Consider the following 17,556-nt stretch of genomic DNA (forward strand, 5'->3'; position numbering starts at 1 on the left):
ACGACGGCCACCCGCTATCGCGATCGCATGCACTACGATCGCGCGCTCGCGCACGCCATTCTGGACGAGGCGTACGACTGCACGGTCGGCTTCGTGGCCGACGGTGAGCCCCGGGTGCTGCCGACCCTGCACGTCCGCGTGGGCGAGACGCTGTATCTGCACGGCTCGTCCGGCGGCCGCATGGGCTTGACCGTGCGGCACGGCGAGGTGCCGGTCGCGGTCAGCGTCACCCTGCTCGACGGCATCGTCTACGCCCGCTCCCACGTGCACCACAGCGCCAACTACCGTTCGGTGGTCGTGCACGGCCCGGCGCGGTTGGTCACCGACCCCGACGAGAAGAAGGCCGCGATGGCGGCCCTGGTCGACAAGGTGGGCGCCGGCCGCGCCGCCGACAGCCGCCCGCCGAACAAGCGCGAGATGGCCGAGACCAGCGTGCTCGCTCTCGAACTGCGAGAGGTGTCGGCCCGGGCCCGTTCCGGCGGCGTGATCGACGACGAGGACGATCTCTCGCTCCCGCACTGGGCCGGCGTTCTTCCCGTACGGCAGGTGTTCGGCCCGCCCGCGGCGGCCGACGGTGTATCGGCCGCCTTGCCGGCGTACCTGCCGGGCAGCGAGCTGCCCTGGGCCGCGCCCGTGCCGCTGACCGGCCGGCACGTCAGGCTCGAGCCATTGACCCTCGGCCACGCGGCCGGGCTGGTCGAGGCGCTGGGCGACGACGAGGTCTGGCAGCACATGCCGACCACTCGCCCGCGGACGGTCGAGGCGATGCGCGATTACCTGACCCGGCTGCTGGGCGCTCGGTGGTCCGGTAGCCAGGTCGCGTGGGCCCAGGTCGAGCCGGCCACCGGCCGCGTGCTCGGCATGACCAGCTATCACGACATCGACCCCGAGCGGCGCGCCCTGGCGATCGGCCACACGATCGTCGGCCGGCCCTGGTGGCGCACCGGGGTCAACACCGAGGCCAAGCTGCTGCTGCTCACGCACGCCTTCGACGAGCTGAAGGCCGAGCGGGTCTCCTGGTACACCGACATCCGCAACGAGCGCTCCCAGCAGGCGATCGCCCGGCTCGGCGCGGTGCGTGAGGGGGTGCTGCGGCGGCACAAGCAGCGGCCCGACGGCTCGTGGCGCGACACCGTAGTGTTCGGCCTGACCGTCGACGAATGGCCCGCCGCTGGTCAGAAGCTGCGGGAAAGACTGACCGCCGGCTAGGAGGGGAAAGTGCTGGGCATAACCGACTTCTGGACGTACGTCATCGGCACGCTGGCGATCATCCTGCTGCCCGGGCCCAACTCGATCTACGTGCTCTCGGTCGGGGCCCGGCGCGGGGTGCGCGCGGGTTACCAGGCCGCGGCGGGGGTGTTCCTCGGCGACGCCGTGCTGATGGTGCTGTCGGCGGCCGGCGCGGCCTCGCTGCTGCGCACCTACCCGCCCCTGTTCCTGGTCATCAAGTACGCGGGGGCGGCCTACCTGCTGTGGGTCGGCTTCGGCATCGTCCGCGGCGCGTGGCGCAAGTGGCGCAACCGCGGTTCGGCCCCGTCGGCGACGGCGGCTGTCGACGAACCCGCCGATCTGCGCAACCCGTTCCGCCGGGCGGCCGTGATCAGCCTGCTCAACCCGAAGGCGATCCTGTTCTTCGTGTCGTTCTTCATCCAGTTCGTCGAGCCCGGTTACGCCCACCCGGCGCTGTCGTTCCTGATCCTCGGCGCGGTGGTCCAGCTGTTCAGCGCGCTGTATCTGACGGCGCTGATCTTCAGCGGCAGCTTCCTGGCCGGTCAGTTCCAGCGCCGCCGGCGGCTCGCCGCGGGGGCGGCGGCCGGGGTGGGCGCCCTGTTCGTCGGCTTCAGCATCAAGCTGGCCACCGCCAGCGTCGGCTGACCGCACCGAACCAGTCCCTACCGCCTTCGGCTGACCGCACGAAACCGGGCCTGGAGCCGTCGGCTGACCGCACCAAACCGGGCCCGCCGCCGTCGGCTGACCGCAGCGAACCGACCGCGAACGATGTGCGGCGGAAATGCCGCGGGCGGCCCTGCCGAAGCAGAACCGCCCGCGGGTGGCTGTGCGATCCGCCCCAGTGGAGCGCACGGCCGGGGTAAGTCACTCCTCTTCGAAGTCGCCGCCGTCGTCCTCGAAGACCTCTTCCATGGCCTCGCCGAGGATCATGCCGCCGACGACACCGCCGGCCACGCCCGCGGCCATCGCGCCCATGCCCATGCCGCCGCCGTGGCCCCGGCGGTAGTGACCGTGGTGGCCGCCGTGCCCGTAGCCACCGTGGCCGCCGTAGCCCGAGGCGCCGTAACCCGGAGCGCCGTGCCCGCCGAAGCCGCCGGCCGCGCGCAGGCCCTGGTAGCGGCCCGCCGCCTCGGAGACCCACTGCTCCACGACGGCCGCCCAGTCGGTCGTGTCCGCGTCGGCGTGCGAGACCCGGAATCGGCCGTACGAGTCGTGGCCGGGGGCCAGGAAACCGCCGCGCTTGTCGAACTCGAGAACCACCTCGACGCCCTGCGGGTCGGCGATGAAGGTCACCTCGACCTCGTTGATGGCGCCCGCGTACTGCGGCGGCGGGTAGAACTCGATCTCTTGGTAGAACGGCAGCGTCGTACGCACGCCGTAGATCGCACCGTGCTCGAGGTCGGCACTCTTGAAGCGGAAGCCCAGCCGCGCGAAGGCGTCGAGGATCCGCTCCTGAGCGGGCAGCGGGTGCACCGCCACGTGGTCGAGGTCGCCCTTGTCGACGGCCTTGGCCACGGCGAGCTCGGTGCGCAGGCCCATCGTCATGCCGTGCAGCCGCTGGCCGTAGACGTCGGTGATCGGCGTCTCCCAAGGCATCGGGAACGAGAACGGCAGGTCGCGCTGCTCGCCCTTGCGCAGCTGGAAGGCGCCGGCGACCGGCAGCCGGTGGAACTCGATGAGGTTGTCGCCGTGCTCCGACTCGACCCGGGTCACCAGGCCCAGCACGACTCCGTCGATGGCGACGTCGTGGTCACCGCCGGCGATCCGCACCTGACCCTCCAGGGCCAGACCGGGCCGCGTGTTCGGGTTGGCCAGCACGGTGTCGACGGTCGGCCCGCCGACGCCGAAGGCGCGCATCATCTTCTTGAAAACCACCGGGTCATTCCTCCTTGAATCGACGATGGGGTGGCTTGAACATGCACTGCTGGACGAGGGGGCGCCTCAGACGCCGGTGGTGGCCGGCAGGTCGTCGGTCTCGTCGTCGAACCGCCCGATGACCTGCTCCAACAGGTCTTCGAGGGCGACGAAGCCGACCTGCTCGACCGTCCCGGACGGCCCGGCGGTGGTGACGATGGCCAGCTGGGTGCGGCCGGCCCGCAGGTTCGCCACCGCCTCGACCACGTTGACGCCGCAGTCCATGAGGAAGGCGGGCTCCATCAACTCGCCGGCCGTCGCGGCGCGCCCGGCCGCGCTGGCCCGGACCGCCTCACGGACGTGCACGACGCCGACCACCCGGCCGCCATCGCTGGTGACCGCGAGCCGCGACCGGCCGCTGGTCAGCGAGCCCAGCTCGATGTCGGCCACCGAAGCCGACCGCGGCACCGACACCAGCTGCTCGGTGGGCAGCATGACCTCTCGCACCGGCAGCGACGCCAGGGAGAGCACGCTGGTCAGCAGCTCGCTCTGCTCCGCCTCGATCAGGCCCTCGGCCCGCGAGCGGTCGAGCAGGATGCGCATCTCGGCCGGGCCGTGGGCCTGAGCCAGCTGATCCTGGGGGTGCACGCCGAACGGCTTCAGCGCCGCGTTGGCCATGGCGTTGAGCACCCGCAGGGCCGGCCCGACTATCCGGGCGTACATGCGGAACGGCAACGCCAGCAGGATGGCCGAGCGCTCCGGGTGGGTGATGGCCCACGACTTCGGCATCATTTCGCCGATCACCAGGTGCAGGAACGTGACGATGATCAGGGCGAGCAGGAACGCGATGACGTGGCTGGCCACATCGGGCAGGCCCAGCGCGTGCAGGGCCGGGCCGAACAGGTGCTCAAGCGACGGCTCGGCCAGCGCACCGAGGCCCAGCGAACACAGCGTGATGCCGAGCTGAGCGCCGGCCAGCATGACCGACAGCTCTCTGGTGCCGTCGAGCGCCGCCTTGGCCGCCCGGCTGCCGTTGGCCGCCGACTGTTCCAGCCGGTGCCGCTTGCTGGCCACCAGCGCGAACTCGGCGGCGACGAAGAAGGCGTTGCCGATGAGCAGCAACGTGACCCAGAGGGCGTTCATCGTGAGATCCGAACCGTGAGGGGGACGTGCCGGTCGACGCTTTCCACGCGTACGGAAAGGGACCCGCCGTCGAGAGTGACCGAATCGCCCGCCTGGGCCACCCGCCCGAGCCGGGCCAGCACCAGGCCGGACACCGTCTCGTAGTCGTCGCCGACCGGCAGGTCGACGCCGGTGGCGTCGGTGATCTCGTCGATCCGCCAGCGGGCCGGCACCAGCCACGAGCCGTCGGGCTGGCGCACCGGGGCGGGCTCGGCCTCGTCGTCCTCGTCGCGGATCTGGCCGACCAGCTCCTCAGCGATGTCCTCGAGCGTGATGATGCCGGCGAAGCCGCCGAACTCGTCGACCACGCACGCGAGCTGGCGGTGGGCCGAGCGCAGCCGCTCGAGCACGGCCGGCAGCCGCAGTGAGGACGGAACCAGGATGGGCGCCGACATCACCGACGAGACGGGCACCGACGAACGGTCGGCGGGCGCGATGGCCAGGATGTCGGCGATGCTGACGACACCGACGATCTCGTCGACCTCGTCACCTCGTACGGGAAAACGAGAGCGATGCGTGTCGAGCAGAGCAACCACGTCGGCCGCACTGGCGGTGGCCGGAATGGTGTGCACGTCGACGCGCGGGATCATCGCCTCGGCGGCCGTGCGCCCGCGGAAGTCGAGACCGCGGTCGAGCAGCGTGGACAGCTCGGCGTCGAGACCGCCGTTGGCCCGCGACTCGCGGATGATCTGCTCGAGGTCCTCCTCGGTGGCACCCTCGGGCAGCTCTTCGATCGGCTCGATGCCGATGCGGCGCAGCAGGCCCGCGGCCGTCCGGTCGAAGAGCCGGATGATCGGGCCGAAAACGGTCAGATACATCAGTGTGGAGCGGCTGAGCGCCTTGGCCAGGGTCTCGGCCCGCGCGATGGCGAGGTTCTTGGGCGCCAGCTCGCCGAGCACCATCTGCACGACCGTGGCGATGAGAAGGGCCAACGCGACCGAGATGGGCAGGCTCACCGCGGTGGGCACGCCGGCGCCGCCGAGCAGCGCCGAGAAGCCCTCACCCAGGAAGGGCTCGGCCACGTAACCCACGAGCAGCGCAGTCACGGTGATGCCGAGCTGCGCGCCGGACAGAACGAAGGAGAGGCGCTCGGTGACCTTCAGGGCGCGGGCGGCGGCTTGGTCGCCCTGTTCGGCGTCGCGCCGCAGGCGACCTCGGTCGGCGGCGACGTACCCGAACTCCTGCGCGACGAAATAGCCGGTGACAGCGGTCACCACGAGCACCAGGAGGAAGCCGGTGAGGATCAACACGGCAGGAGGGATCTGACGGGGAGCCGGGCCGAGCCCGGCTGACTACTACTGCCGATCATGACGCAGAACGATATCAGCGAAGGCTGTACGAACGCTGTGAGTCAGGCGATCTAGCTTTTCGCGTAGAACGAGGTCAGCACCATGTTGATCTTTGCCGCGTCGCCGGTCCAGTCGAAGTCGCGGGTGGCCCAGGTGATCGCGTAACCCTTGCCGCCCTTCACGAACCAGCGGGTCTGGGCGTGCATTCGCGTGCCGTTCAGGTCGTACCGGTATTCCCAGTCCGCGGCTTTGTTGAGCAAAGGCCGTCTTTCGATGTATATCTCCTCATAGCCGGGCAGTGCGCCCGCTTGAACGAGCCGCGTCGCCTCGGCCCGGCAGGCCCGCACCGGGTCACCGGCCGGGTTGCGGCCGGTGTCGAGGCTCATCACGGTGTCGCCGACCGGGTCACGCAGGCAGAACGACGTGCCGACCCGCTGATAGGTCCAGCCGTCGGGCACCGGCATGAGGAAGCCGGAGCCGTCGCTGAGGTAGGACCAGCCGGACATCAGCGCCAAGCCGGCCACCTCGCGCACCGCGTTGGGCTGAGGTGCGGCCGGGAGCCCGCTCGGCTCGGGAGCGGTGCAGACGGCCGCGGAGAAGCCGGTGGCGGCGGCCTGGGCCGGGGACAACGCCGAGGTCGGGGCGGTGGCAGCGCTGGGTGGTGGGGCGGCCGCCGGGGTGTCGTCACGCACCAGATAACCGGCCAGAATGCCACCGACGCCGAGCACAGCGACCAGGGCGAGACCGGCAGCGACCAGGGCCGGGCGGGGGTGGTGGTTCTTGGTGCGTACGGGTGACGGCGGACCCGGCTTGAGCGGCTGCGACAGCACATCGACGCCCGGAGCCACCGACGACCGCACGGCGGCCGACTGATCAACCTCGGACGCGATCATGGCTCGCGCGGCCCGGGGCGAAGGCACCCGGGGCGGGGCCGGGGTCACCGAGACGATCATGCGGAGGCGGCGCTCGACCTCGATCGCCGTCAGCCTTTCCCGCGGCTCGCGCCGCAGCAGCCCGGTCAGCACCGGGCCCAGCATGCCGGCCCGGGACGGCGGGTCCGGCTCCTCGGTGGCCAGGGCCATCAGCGTGGACATGGCGTTCTCACGGGCGTAGGGCGAACGACCCTCGACCGCGGCGTACAGCGTCGCACCCAGCGACCACAGGTCGGACTCGGGCGTCGACGTGCCGTCGCGGGCTCTTTCCGGAGACACGTACTGCGGCGAGCCGACCACCAGGCCGGGCCCGGTGACCGAACCGTCGTCGACAAAGGTGGCCAGACCGAAATCGGTCAGCACCACGCGGCCGTCGTCGCCGATGAGAACGTTGTGCGGCTTCACATCACGATGCAGCACGCCGGCCGCGTGGGCGGCCCGCAACGCGTCGAGCAGGGCGACGCCGATGCGGGCGGTGGTGGCCGGGGAGAACGGGCCGTCCTCGTGGATCACCTGGTGCAGCGAGCGCGACGGCACGTACTCCATGACTATCCAGGGCAGGCCCTCGAAGTGCACGACGTCGTAGATGCGGACAACGTGCGGGTGGTTGAGGCGGCCGGCACTGCGGGCCTCGCGCAGGGTGCGATCACGCAACCGGGCGCGTTCCTCGTCGGTCATCCACTCGGGCGGGACGAACTCCTTGACCGCGACGTCGCGGTCGAGCATCTCGTCACGGGCCAGCCAGACCCGGCCCATGCCGCCGGAGCCGACCGGCTCGCCCAGGCGATACCGACCGGCGACGAGCATGCGTGCGACCGCCATCCCGCCCCCACCCGTCGACTCGATCTCAACCATAAGTCGGCCTCCCCGCCGGCGGAATCACGGTCACCCGGCCACCGCGTAGACCACCAGGTTGTCGCGATAGGACCGAAGCGATCGATCGAACACGCCACCGCACGTGATGAGCCGCAGCTGCCTGTCCGGGGTCGGGCCGTACACCTCCTCGGTCGGAAATTCGGTCTTGGGATACCAGCGGATTGCCGTGACCGTGAACCTCAGCGACTTGCCGCCGCGCACGACGTCGACGCGGTCGCCGGTCGCGAGCTCGCGGAGCCGGTAGAAGACGGCCGGCCCGGTCTTCGAGTCGACGTGGCCGGCGATGACGGCGGGGCCGGTGTCGCCGGGGGCGGTGCCGCCGGCGTACCAGCCCGCCTTGGCGAAGGCCTTGGGCGGCTGCAGGGCGCCGTCGCCGCCGATCCGCAGCGTCTCGAGCGGGGTGTCGATCTTGATGGCGCCGATGCGGAGCCTGGTCGGGGGGCCGGTGGGCGCGGCGGCGACGCTGCCGAACGGGTCGCCGGCCGGGCGGCCCGCGGAGCTCGTGCCGGTTGCCGCGGCGCCAGTTGCTCCGGCGCTGGTTGCCTCGGCTGTGGGCAGGGCGGCCCAGCGGCCGAGGTCGCTCTCCTGATGATCTGTCACGGCCAGGTACCCGGCGCCGGCCGCGACAGCAGCCACTGTGGCAGCGACGAGAGGCAGGATCAACCCCTTCTTTCGTACGGGGTGAGACCCCTCCTTCGGTAGCTGGTCCGGCGGTGGGGCGGCCGGGAGACTCGTGCCGTCAGCGAGGGGAGCATCCATGATCACACTTGATTCGGCGCCGGCGGCCGCGGGGATGGGTGCCCGCAGGGCCGGCGGCTGCACCGGCTGTTCCTCCGGTTCCGGCTCGGGTTCCGCGTGGGGGAACACGCGCCGCGGGAAGGGCATGGCCGCCTGGCCCAGCCGGAGCTTCCGGCTGGGCTTGGGCCGTGGGATCGACAGGGCACCCGGCACGGTCGCGCGCGCCCGCACCGGCCCCGGCTTGACGATCTTGGCAACGCCCCGGGCGACCCAGGCGACCCCCTCGTCGTCGACGGGATCGGCCGGCCGGGGAACGTTGCCTTCGGTGGTCGCCGCCAGGGCCTGCGGGCTGGTGGGCACGCGGACGATCAGCGGGGTGTCGGTGTCGTCGGCTGGCACCGCGAGCCTCTCAGACCGCCCGGAGCCGTCGGCGCAACACGATCACGAGCCCCCCGGTCACCAGGGCGGCCGCGAGTCCGGTGATCAGGACACCCGTGAGCGGCGAACCCGGGCTGGTGCCGCCCACGCCGGTGGCGACGCTGCCCAGCGGCACCGTGCCCTGCCGTTCAGCGTCGACGTGCAGCTCGGGCTTGAGGCCGCCGGCGTCGTCGTCCAGCACCACCAGGGAATAGACGCTGCCCGCGCCGAGCGTGCACGGCAGCTCGCTCGCGCGGCCACCGCCCGTGGGCTCGACCTCAACGCTCCACTTGCCCGGCTTGACCTCGCGATAGGCCGTGGTGGTGGCGAACTCGACGCCATCCGCGATCGTGGTGCCGTTCTTGCCGGCCACGTCGAGCACCGGCGCCTTGACCGAGGCCTGGATGATGCGCACCTTCGACTTGCCCGGGTCGGGCAGGCGCAGGTCGTCCTTGAGCACGCGCAGGCCCAGGTCGGCGAAGCGGCCCACCCCGGCGACGGTGTAGGCGCCCTTGTTCTCCACGCTGACCTGCGTGGTGATCACGGGCTTCTCGCTCGCGGGCGCGCCCGCCTTGCGCATCGCCACCTGGTAGGCGCCGGCCGGCAGGCGCAGGTAACGAGACATGTCGCCATAGGCGACGGCCTTGAAGGTCTGCGGCTCGACGGCGCCGGTGTCGGACTTCAGATAGACGTCGACCGCCGGGGTGTCGGGCGACAGGTGGGCCAGCCGCACGTAGCCGTCGCCCGCCGCCGCATGCGCGGGCGTCGAGCCGAGGGCGACGATCGTCAGCGCCGCCGCGGCGGCGCCGAGGCGCCGCAACTGCCGGATCGGGAGGGACACGGTGCCTCCTTCATCGATGAAGCTCAGCAACTAAGTGGCGCCCATGTATATCCATCCGCCACTCGATCGCACCATGGTCCGGCTCGTCAAGAAATTCCGCTGGCCGGACGTCCGACCCGTGCCCGGATGACCATTACGCGGGTATTCAGTTTTTGTCATACCCCCGAGAGAGCATGGTGAGGTGACAGAAGTGTTGGAGCAGTTCGGTCCGGCCACCCGTGAGTGGTTCACCGCGGCCTTCGCCGCGCCCACCGCCGCTCAGGCCGGCGCGTGGCGGGCGGTCGGCGCCGGGCGCAACGCGCTCGTGGTGGCCCCGACCGGCTCCGGCAAGACCCTGGCCGCGTTCCTGTGGTCGCTCGACCAGTTGGCCCGCGAGGGCGCCCCCGAGGATCCGAAGCGCCGGTGCCGGGTCCTCTACGTCAGCCCGCTCAAGGCGCTGGCGGTCGACGTCGAACGCAACCTGCGGGCCCCGCTCACCGGCATCCGTCAGGCCGCCGGCCGCCTCGGGATCACCCCGCCCGACATCACCGTGTCCATGCGTACCGGCGACACCCCGGCCGACGAGCGGCGCCTGTTCACCCGCACCCCGCCCGACATCCTGATCACCACTCCCGAGTCGCTGTTCCTGCTGCTCACCTCGGCCGCCCGCGAATCGCTGCGCGGCGTCGAGACGGTGATCATCGACGAGGTGCACGCCGTCGCCGCCACCAAGCGCGGCGCTCACCTGGCTCTCTCCCTCGAGCGGCTGGACGCGTTGCTCGGCCGCCCGGCCCAGCGCATCGGCCTGTCGGCCACGGTCCGCCCGATCGACGAGACGGCGCGTTTCCTCGGCGGCGCGAACGACGTCGAGATCGTCCAGCCTCCCACCGCCAAGACCATCGAGGTCGCCGTCGAGGTGCCGGTCGAAGACATGACCCGTCTCGACGAGGTGCCCGAGGTCGACCCCGACGATCCCGGCGCCGGCCGCAACACCCCGTCCATCTGGCCCGCGGTCGAGGAAAGGGTGCTCGACCTCATCCAGAGCCACCGGTCCACGATCGTCTTCACCAACTCCCGCCGCGGCGCCGAGCGGTTGTGCGCTCGCATCAACGAGCTGGCCGCCGAGCGGGCCGGTGAGGCGCCGGCCGAGGGCACGAAGCCGCCGGCCCAGATGATGGCCCAGGCGGGTCAGGCCGGCGGCGCGCCCCCGGTCGTGGCCCGCGCCCACCACGGCAGCGTCTCGCGTGAGGAGCGCAAACAGATCGAAGAGGCGCTGAAGTCGGGCGTCCTGCCGGCCGTGGTGGCCACCTCCAGCCTCGAGCTCGGTATCGACATGGGCGCGGTCGACCTCGTGGTGCAGATCGAGGCGCCGCCCTCGGTCGCGGCCGGCCTGCAGCGCATCGGCCGGGCCGGCCACCAGGTCGGCGCGGTGTCGCGCGGCGTGGTCTTCCCGAAGCACCGGGGCGACCTGGTCTCCTGCGCCGTGGTGGCCGACCGCATGACCGCCGGCGCGATCGAAGAGCTGCATTACCCGCGCAACCCGCTCGACGTGCTCGCCCAGCAGATCGTCGCCATGGTGTCGCTCGACGCGTGGCAGGTCGACGAGATGGCGGCCCTGGTCCGCCGGGCCGCGCCCTTCGCCGAGCTGCCCGAGTCGGCCCTGCACGCCGTGCTCGACATGCTCTCGGGCCGCTATCCCTCCACCGCCTTCGCCGAGCTGCGCCCCCGCCTGGTGTGGGACAGAGGCACCGACGAGCTGACCGGCCGGCCCGGCGCTCAGCGGCTCGCCGTCACCAGCGGCGGCACCATCCCCGACCGGGGCATGTTCGGCGTCTTCCTGGCCGGGTCGGAGCGCGCGTCCCGGGTCGGCGAGCTCGACGAAGAGATGGTCTACGAGTCCCGCGTGGGCGACGTGTTCCTGCTCGGCTCCACCTCGTGGCGCATCGAAGACATCACCCCCGACCGGGTGCTCGTCTCCCCCGCTCCCGGCGCCCCGGCCAAGATGCCGTTCTGGAAGGGCGACTCCCCCGGCCGGCCGATCGAGCTGGGCCGGGCCATCGGGGCGCAGCTGCGCTCGCTGAGCCGCGCCGACGAAGAGAAGGCCACGGCCACCCTGCGCGAGACGGGCCTCGACGAGTGGGCCGCCGGCAACCTGCTGGCCTACCTGCGCGAGCAGCGCGAGGCGACCCGCAACCTGCCCGACGACCGCACCATCGTGGTCGAGCGGTTCCGCGACGAGCTGGGCGACTGGCGCATGACCGTCCACTGTGTGCTCGGGGCCCGGGTCAACGCGCCGTGGTCGCTGGCGATCGCCCGGCGGCTGTCCGAGCGCTACGGCGTCGACGGCCAGGTGATGCCGTCCGACGACGGCATCGTGGTGCGCCTGCCCGACACGGCCGAGGAACCGCCCGGCGCCGACCTGGTGGCCTTCGACCCGGAAGAGATCGCCCAGCTGGTCGAGGAATCGGTCGGCACGTCGGCGCTGTTCGCCTCCCGCTTCCGCGAGTGCGCGGCCCGGTCGCTGCTGCTGCCCCGCCGCGACCCGCGCCGCCGCCAGCCCCTGTGGCAGCAGCGGCAGCGGTCGGCCCAGCTGCTCGACGTGGCCCGTGAGTACGCCGACTTCCCGGTCACGCTCGAGGCGGCCCGTGAGTGCCTGCAGGACGTGTTCGATCTGCCCGGTCTCACCGGGCTGATGCGTGAGCTGGCCGGCCGCAAGGTGCGCCTGATCGAGGTCGAGACCCCGAGGCCGTCGCCATTCGCGCGCAGCCTGCTCTTCGGCTACGTGGGCGCGTTCCTCTACGAGGGCGACGCCCCCCTGGCCGAGCGGCGGGCCGCTGCCCTCGCCCTCGACGCCACCCTGCTCGGCGAACTGCTGGGCCGGGTCGACCTGCGCGAGCTGCTCGACCCCGACGTGGTCGGCGAGACCGAGGCTCAGCTGCAGTGGCTGACCACTCAGCGGCAGCCACGCGACGCCGAGGACGCGGCCGAGCTGCTTCGCCTGCTGGGTGACCTCTCCCCCGTCGACCTGGCCGCCCGGGCCGTCGACGAGGCGTGGTTGTCCACGTTGGAAGCGTCCCGCCGCGCCATCCGCATCCGGGTGGCGGGCGAGGAACGCTGGATCGGCATCGACGACGCCGGGCGTTACCGCGACGCGCTGGGGGTGGCACTGCCGGTCGGCATCCCCGAGGCCTACCTGGAATCGGTCGCCGACCCGCTGGGCGACCTGGTGGCCCGCTATGCCCGCACCCACGGGCCGTTCGCCGCGGCCACCTGCGCGGCCCGGTTCGGGCTCGGCGTCTTCGTGGTCGAGCAGGCGCTCAAGCGGCTCGCCGCGACCGGGCGGGTTGCCTCGGGGGAATTCTCGCCCGGTGGCGCCGGCAACGAGTGGTGCGACGCCGAAGTGCTGCGCATGCTGCGGCGGCGGTCGCTGGCCGCGCTGCGCCGCGAGATCGAGCCGGTGCCGCCGCGGGTGCTGGCCGCGTTCCTGCCGCGCTGGCACCAGATCGGCGGCAACGCCCGCGGCATCGACGCGCTGGCCGCCTCGATCGAGCAGCTGCAGGGCATCGCGGTGCCCGCCTCGGCCTGGGAGAGGCTGGTGCTGCCGGCCCGGGTGGCCGACTACGCGCCCCCGATGCTGGACGAGCTGACCGGCGGCGGCGACCTGCTGTGGGCCGGCTCGGGCTCGATCGGCAACAACGACGGGTGGATCACCCTGGCCTACGCCGACAGCGCTCCCCTGCTGCTGCCCCCGCCCGACGAAGAGTTCGCGGCCACCCCGCTGCATCAGTCGGTGCTCGACGCGCTCGACGACGGGCAGGCGCTGTTCTTCCGCGCGCTGTCCGACCGGGTCAAGTCGACCGACGACACCGCGCTGGCGGCCGTCGTGTGGGATCTCGTGTGGGCCGGCCACCTGACCAACGACACGCTCGCACCGTTGCGAGCCCTGCTCGGCGGCAGCGGCGCCCACCGGGCCAAGGCGGCGCCCGCGCGCACCCGCTATCGACGTCCCGGCCGGGCGGCGCTGCCGTCACGGAGCGGACCGTCCAACATGGCCGGTCGCTGGTCCCGCCTGCCCGCCCGCGACCTCGACCCGACCCGGCGGGCCGCCGCGCTGGCCGACCTGCTGCTCGAACGCCACGGTGTGGTCACCCGGGGCGCGGTCATGTCCGAGGGTCCGGTCGGCGGTTTTGCCGGGGTCTATCCGGTGCTCGGCGCGCTCGAAGAGAGGGGCGCGGCCCGGCGCGGCTACTTCGTCGAAGGCTTGGGGGCGGCCCAGTTCGCGGTGCCGGGCGCGGTCGACCGTCTGCGCGCGCTGGCCGAGCCGGCCGAACTGGCCAAACGCACCGGCGCCACCGCCGTCGTACTGGCGGCCACCGACCCGGCCAACCCCTACGGCGCGGCGCTGCCCTGGCCCGACCGCATCATCGACAGCGGCGACGGCGAGCCGGTGGCCAAGGCCGGCCACCGCGCCGGCCGCAAGGCGGGAGCCCTGGTGGTGCAGGTGTCGGGCGACCTCATCCTCTACGTCGAACGCGGCGGCCGCACCCTGCTGTCCTTCGTAGACGATCCCGAGGCCCTGATCGCGGCGGGCGAGGCGCTCGCGGCCTCGGTACGCTCGGGCGCCCTGGGCCCGATGTCCGTCGAACGAGCCGACGGCGACTCCGTCCACGCCTCCCCGCTGCGCGACGCCCTCACGGCGGCCGGCTTCCGAGCCACACCAAGGGGGTTGCGCTTGCGCGGATGATCGGGCATCCCTCGTGGGCGCTGGTGCGACGTCGGCCCGGCCCCGGCGAGGGCGTCGGCGGCCGGAGTTTGGGGCTGGCTCGTCACACCTGGGTTGGGCAAGGCCCCTTCGGGGCTTAGCACCGCCGGGCTGCGGGCTGCGGGCTGCGGGCTGCGGGCTGCGGGCTGCGGGCTGCGGGCTGCGGGCTGCGGGCTGCGGGCTGCGGGCTGCGGGCTGCGGGCTGCGGGCTGCGGGCTGCGGGCAACCTTCCCACAGGCTGCGCGACCTCAGTGCGGGCGTTGAGCACGAACGTGCCCGCGCTCTGCGCGCGGCTTTCCTGCGCGACCGTTCTTGCGGGGGTGAACGGGTCGCCATGCGGGGCTAAGCGCGGCCTGCCTGCACGGGATTGAGGGTGGCCTGCATGCGGGGTTAAGCGCGGCCTGCCTGCACGGGACTGGCTGAGCGCGGCCTGCCTGCACGGGACTGGCTGAGCGTGGCCTGCATGCGGGGTTAAGCGTCGCCTCGCAGCGGGGCTGGAGGCGGCCTGAGTGCGGGGCTGAGCGCGGCCTGCCTGCACGGGACTGGCTGAGCGTGGCCTGCATGCGGGGTTAAGCGTCGCCTCGCAGCGGGGCTGGAGGCGGCCTGCCTGCGGGGCTAAGCGCGGCCTACCTGCACGGGCTGAGCGCGGCCTGCATGCGGGGCTGAGCGCGGCCTGCATGCGGGGCTGAGCGCGGCCTGCATGCGGGGCTGAGCGCGGCCTCGCAGTAGGGCTGAGCGCGGCTTGCCTGCGGGGCTGAGCGCGGCCTCGCAGTAGGGCTGAGCGCGGCCTGCATGCGGGGCTGAGCGCGGCCTCGCAGTGAGGCTAACCGCGGCCTGCCTGCGGGGCTGGGCGCGGCCTCGCAGTGGGGCTGAGCGCGGTCTCGCAGTGGGGCTGGGGTCGCCGGGCCCTTGGGCGGGGCGGTTCAGGACGGGGGGTCGGTGTGGAGGCCTGCGGTTAGTTCGCGGTAGGCGTCGAGCACTGAGCGCGTTTGGTTGGCCAGGTCGGCGGCGGGGTCAGCCGGGGTGAGGGCGGAGGGGGTGGGGTCGGGCGAGCCCAGGGTTTCCTTGGCTTGGCTGATCGCGCGGCGCATCTCGTCCTCGCGGATGAAGGCTTGGCCGGCTTGTTCGGCTCGGCGCAGGTTGGACATGCGCTGCGACAAGTCGGCCTCCAGCGTTGTGAGGGCCTGCTCGGTTGCCTGTCGTTGGTTGTGCAGCTCCAGGGCCGTCTCGTCGGACGGGGACTGGGCTGCGAAGTCGGGGCGGCTCAGCTCGGCGAGCACGCGGGAGAGTTTCTGGCGCCGGGTCAGGACGCTCGAGATCTCCCACACGGCTTCGGCCAGCATCGGCTCGGCCTCGGCGGTGTCGATCAAGGAGCCCAGGCGGGGCCAGGTCGCGCTGACCGCGTCGGCCAGGCGGACGGCTTCGTCGAAGGCGACGCGCTCGGCGGCTGCGGTGAGGATGTTGGCGCTGACCGGGGCGGGACGGGAACGCCGGGCCTGCCAGCGGCGGCGAATGACTGGCTCGACGTACGCCACGCCGAAGAACGCCACGGCCGCGACTGCGATACCGATCTCAGCTGCTCCCAGCGAAGCTGCGATCGCGCCGGCCGCCAGTGGAGGCACGACGATCCAGCTCGCGCCGCCGTACTTCCGCTCTTCGTCGGGCTCACGGACGTCCGGGACCGTCACCTCGACCAGCGCCGTCCACGACCGGTCGACGAGCCGGGCGCGGGCCATCGGCAGCCTTTCCCGGGAGATGACGGTGGCCGCCGCGTCCCGCGCGACGTAAACCCGTGACCCCGTCAACCAGCCGCTCCCGTCTCACTCACCCGCCGCCGAAAGACCGGCCACCGAAACCCGACGGCCCATTGCGCAACACCCAATGCCCGGCCGCCGGATGCCCGGCCATCGAAGCCAACCGCCGGATGCCCGGTCATCGGAGAACCCGCCCGCCTGACAGCCCAACCGTGAACAGTCCGGCCCTGGACGAACCCGACCGCCGAAAGGCCGGCCGCCGACGAACTCGACCTTGAAGAATAGGCGACCTTGCCTACCTTCGTCGTCCGCCGTTCGACCCCCACTCAGCACGCGCGTCGAGACTCGGCCGGCACGAACAGAGCGAGTCGGCAAGAGCGCGCGCAACGGGCGGGCGAGATGGAGCCGGTCGGGCCGGACCGGGATGAGGCGATCATTGGGCGGGGCATCGAGTTGGTCCTCGGCCGCAGGCCGATAGCCGCGGGCCGGTGGCCGCAGGCCGGTAGCTGCGGGCCGGTGGCCGCAGGCCGGTAGCTGCAAGCCAGTCGCCGCGAGCCAGTCGCCGCGAGCCGGCCGCTGCAAGCCAGTCGCCGCGAGCCGGCCGCTGCGAGCCGGCCGCTGCGAGCCGGTCGCCGCGAGCCGGTCGCCGCGAGCCGGTCGCCGCGAGCCGGTCGCTGCGAGCCGGTGGTTGCGGCCGAGGGAACTCGTGTTAGAGCTGGGGGGCGACCTCGGCCGCGACCAGCTCGATGTGGTCGATGTCGTTGAGGTCCATGGTTTGCAGGAAGAGGCGGGTGGCGCCGGCCTCGGCGTACGCCTTGATGATTTCTACGGCCTGAGCGGGTGTGCCGACTACGCCGCCGTTCTCGCGCATTTCGTCCACCTCGCGGCCGATCGCGGCGGCTCGGCGGCGGACCTCGGCGTCGTCGCGGCCTACGCAGAGGATCGCGGCGGCGGAGAACGTGGGCAGCTCTGTGCGGCCGATGGCGGCTGCGGCTGCGCGGACACGGTCGTAGGTGGGGGCTACGCCTTCGATTTTGGCGAACGGGACGTTGAACTCGTCGGCGAAGCGGGCGGCCAGGTTGGGCGTCCGCTTCTTGCCGTGGCCGCCGACGATGACCGGCGGGCGGGGCGACTGGGCCGGCTTGGGCAGCGCCGGGGAGTCGCTGAGCTGGTAGAACTTGCCCTGGTAGTCGTAGGTGTGGCCGGCCGGGGTGGCCCACAGGCCGGTGATGATCTCGAGCTGTTCCTCGAGGCGGTCGAAGCGTTCGCCCACCGGCGGGAACGGGATGCCGTACGCGGTGTGCTCGGCCTCGAACCAGCCGCCGCCCAGGCCGAACTCGATGCGGCCGCCGCTCATCTGGTCGGCCTGCGCTACCGCGATGGCCAGCGGGCCCGGCAGCCGGAAGGTCGCCGAGGTCACCAGCGTGCCGAGCCGGATGCGGGACGTCTGCACGGCCAGCGCGGCCAGCGTCAGCCAGGCGTCGCTGGGGCCGGGCCGGCCGTCGCCGCCCATCGTGAGGAAGTGGTCGGAGCGGAAGAAGCCGTCGTAGCCACTGGCCTCGGCGGCCTGCGCGAGCTTGCGCAGGTCGTCGTGGCTTGCCCCCTGCTGGGGCTCGGTGAAGATCACGAGACGCATGCCTCAACCCTGCCAGAACGCGCGCGGCGCGCCCGGGGGAACCTGCCACACACGATCCGTAGCAAG

General features: G+C 72.5%; 11 protein-coding genes. 3 read left to right on the forward strand and 8 right to left on the reverse strand.

Annotated features, from left to right (window positions below):
• The first annotated feature begins 27 nt into the window (after positions 1-27).
• Positions 28-1,209, forward strand: coding sequence for a bifunctional pyridoxamine 5'-phosphate oxidase family protein/GNAT family N-acetyltransferase (locus OWR29_RS44760; RefSeq protein WP_267569751.1), 1,182 nt, complete (start codon positions 28-30; stop codon positions 1,207-1,209).
• A 9-nt stretch (positions 1,210-1,218) separates the two neighbouring features.
• Positions 1,219-1,875: a leucine efflux protein LeuE gene (gene leuE, locus OWR29_RS44765; protein WP_267569752.1), complete on the forward strand. Its 657-nt coding sequence runs from the start codon at positions 1,219-1,221 to the stop codon at positions 1,873-1,875.
• A 219-nt stretch (positions 1,876-2,094) separates the two neighbouring features.
• Here the strand turns inward: leuE and OWR29_RS44770 are convergent, their stop codons facing one another.
• The 6 genes from OWR29_RS44770 to OWR29_RS44795 form a co-directional block, all read right to left on the reverse strand.
• Positions 2,095-3,105 (reverse strand): sporulation protein, encoded by a 1,011-nt coding sequence (locus OWR29_RS44770; protein WP_267569753.1) that lies wholly within the window; start codon positions 3,103-3,105, stop codon positions 2,095-2,097.
• Positions 3,106-3,171: 66 nt separating this feature from the next.
• Complete coding sequence (locus tag OWR29_RS44775) at positions 3,172-4,227, reverse strand: hemolysin family protein (RefSeq protein WP_267569755.1); 1,056 nt, start codon at positions 4,225-4,227, stop codon at positions 3,172-3,174.
• Positions 4,224-5,516, reverse strand: coding sequence for a hemolysin family protein (locus tag OWR29_RS44780; protein ID WP_267569756.1), 1,293 nt, complete (start codon positions 5,514-5,516; stop codon positions 4,224-4,226). The genes OWR29_RS44775 and OWR29_RS44780 overlap by 4 nt, the downstream gene beginning before the upstream one ends.
• 110 nt (positions 5,517-5,626) lie before the next feature.
• The gene (locus OWR29_RS44785; protein ID WP_267569757.1) at positions 5,627-7,342 is read right to left on the reverse strand and encodes a serine/threonine-protein kinase; all 1,716 of its coding nucleotides are present in this window, start codon (positions 7,340-7,342) and stop codon (positions 5,627-5,629) included.
• A 30-nt stretch (positions 7,343-7,372) separates the two neighbouring features.
• On the reverse strand, positions 7,373-8,500 hold the full coding sequence (locus OWR29_RS44790) for a class F sortase (protein WP_267569759.1): 1,128 nt from the start codon (positions 8,498-8,500) through the stop codon (positions 7,373-7,375).
• 10 nt (positions 8,501-8,510) lie between these two features.
• Positions 8,511-9,359 carry a DUF4397 domain-containing protein gene (locus OWR29_RS44795; RefSeq protein WP_267569760.1) on the reverse strand — a complete coding sequence of 283 codons (849 nt, stop codon included), beginning with the start codon at positions 9,357-9,359 and terminating at the stop codon, positions 8,511-8,513.
• A 181-nt stretch (positions 9,360-9,540) separates the two neighbouring features.
• Here OWR29_RS44795 and OWR29_RS44800 point away from each other — a divergent pair, with 181 nt between their 5' ends.
• The gene (locus OWR29_RS44800) at positions 9,541-14,082 is read left to right on the forward strand and encodes an ATP-dependent helicase (RefSeq protein ID WP_267569762.1); all 4,542 of its coding nucleotides are present in this window, start codon (positions 9,541-9,543) and stop codon (positions 14,080-14,082) included.
• Between the two features lie 941 nt (positions 14,083-15,023).
• Here the strand turns inward: OWR29_RS44800 and OWR29_RS44805 are convergent.
• Together OWR29_RS44805 and OWR29_RS44810 are read right to left on the reverse strand one after the other, a co-directional pair.
• On the reverse strand, positions 15,024-15,905 hold the full coding sequence (locus OWR29_RS44805) for a hypothetical protein (RefSeq protein ID WP_267569763.1): 882 nt from the start codon (positions 15,903-15,905) through the stop codon (positions 15,024-15,026).
• A gap of 658 nt (positions 15,906-16,563) precedes the next feature.
• On the reverse strand, positions 16,564-17,490 hold the full coding sequence (locus tag OWR29_RS44810) for an LLM class F420-dependent oxidoreductase (RefSeq protein ID WP_267569764.1): 927 nt from the start codon (positions 17,488-17,490) through the stop codon (positions 16,564-16,566).
• Between the last annotated feature and the right edge of the window lie 66 nt (positions 17,491-17,556).

Source organism: Paractinoplanes pyxinae (genome assembly GCF_026626335.1).
GTDB lineage: Bacteria > Actinomycetota > Actinomycetes > Mycobacteriales > Micromonosporaceae > Actinoplanes > Actinoplanes pyxinae.

What these genes read in the sequence shown, in the direction of transcription:
- OWR29_RS44760 (WP_267569751.1), top strand. Translation starts at nt 28, where the DNA reads ATGCACTACGATCGCGCGCTCGCGCACGCCATTCTGGACGAGGCGTAC.
- OWR29_RS44775 (WP_267569755.1), bottom strand. Translation starts at nt 4,227, where the DNA reads ATGAACGCCCTCTGGGTCACGTTGCTGCTCATCGGCAACGCCTTCTTC.
- OWR29_RS44785 (WP_267569757.1), bottom strand. Translation starts at nt 7,342, where the DNA reads ATGGTTGAGATCGAGTCGACGGGTGGGGGCGGGATGGCGGTCGCACGC.
- OWR29_RS44810 (WP_267569764.1), bottom strand. Translation starts at nt 17,490, where the DNA reads ATGCGTCTCGTGATCTTCACCGAGCCCCAGCAGGGGGCAAGCCACGAC.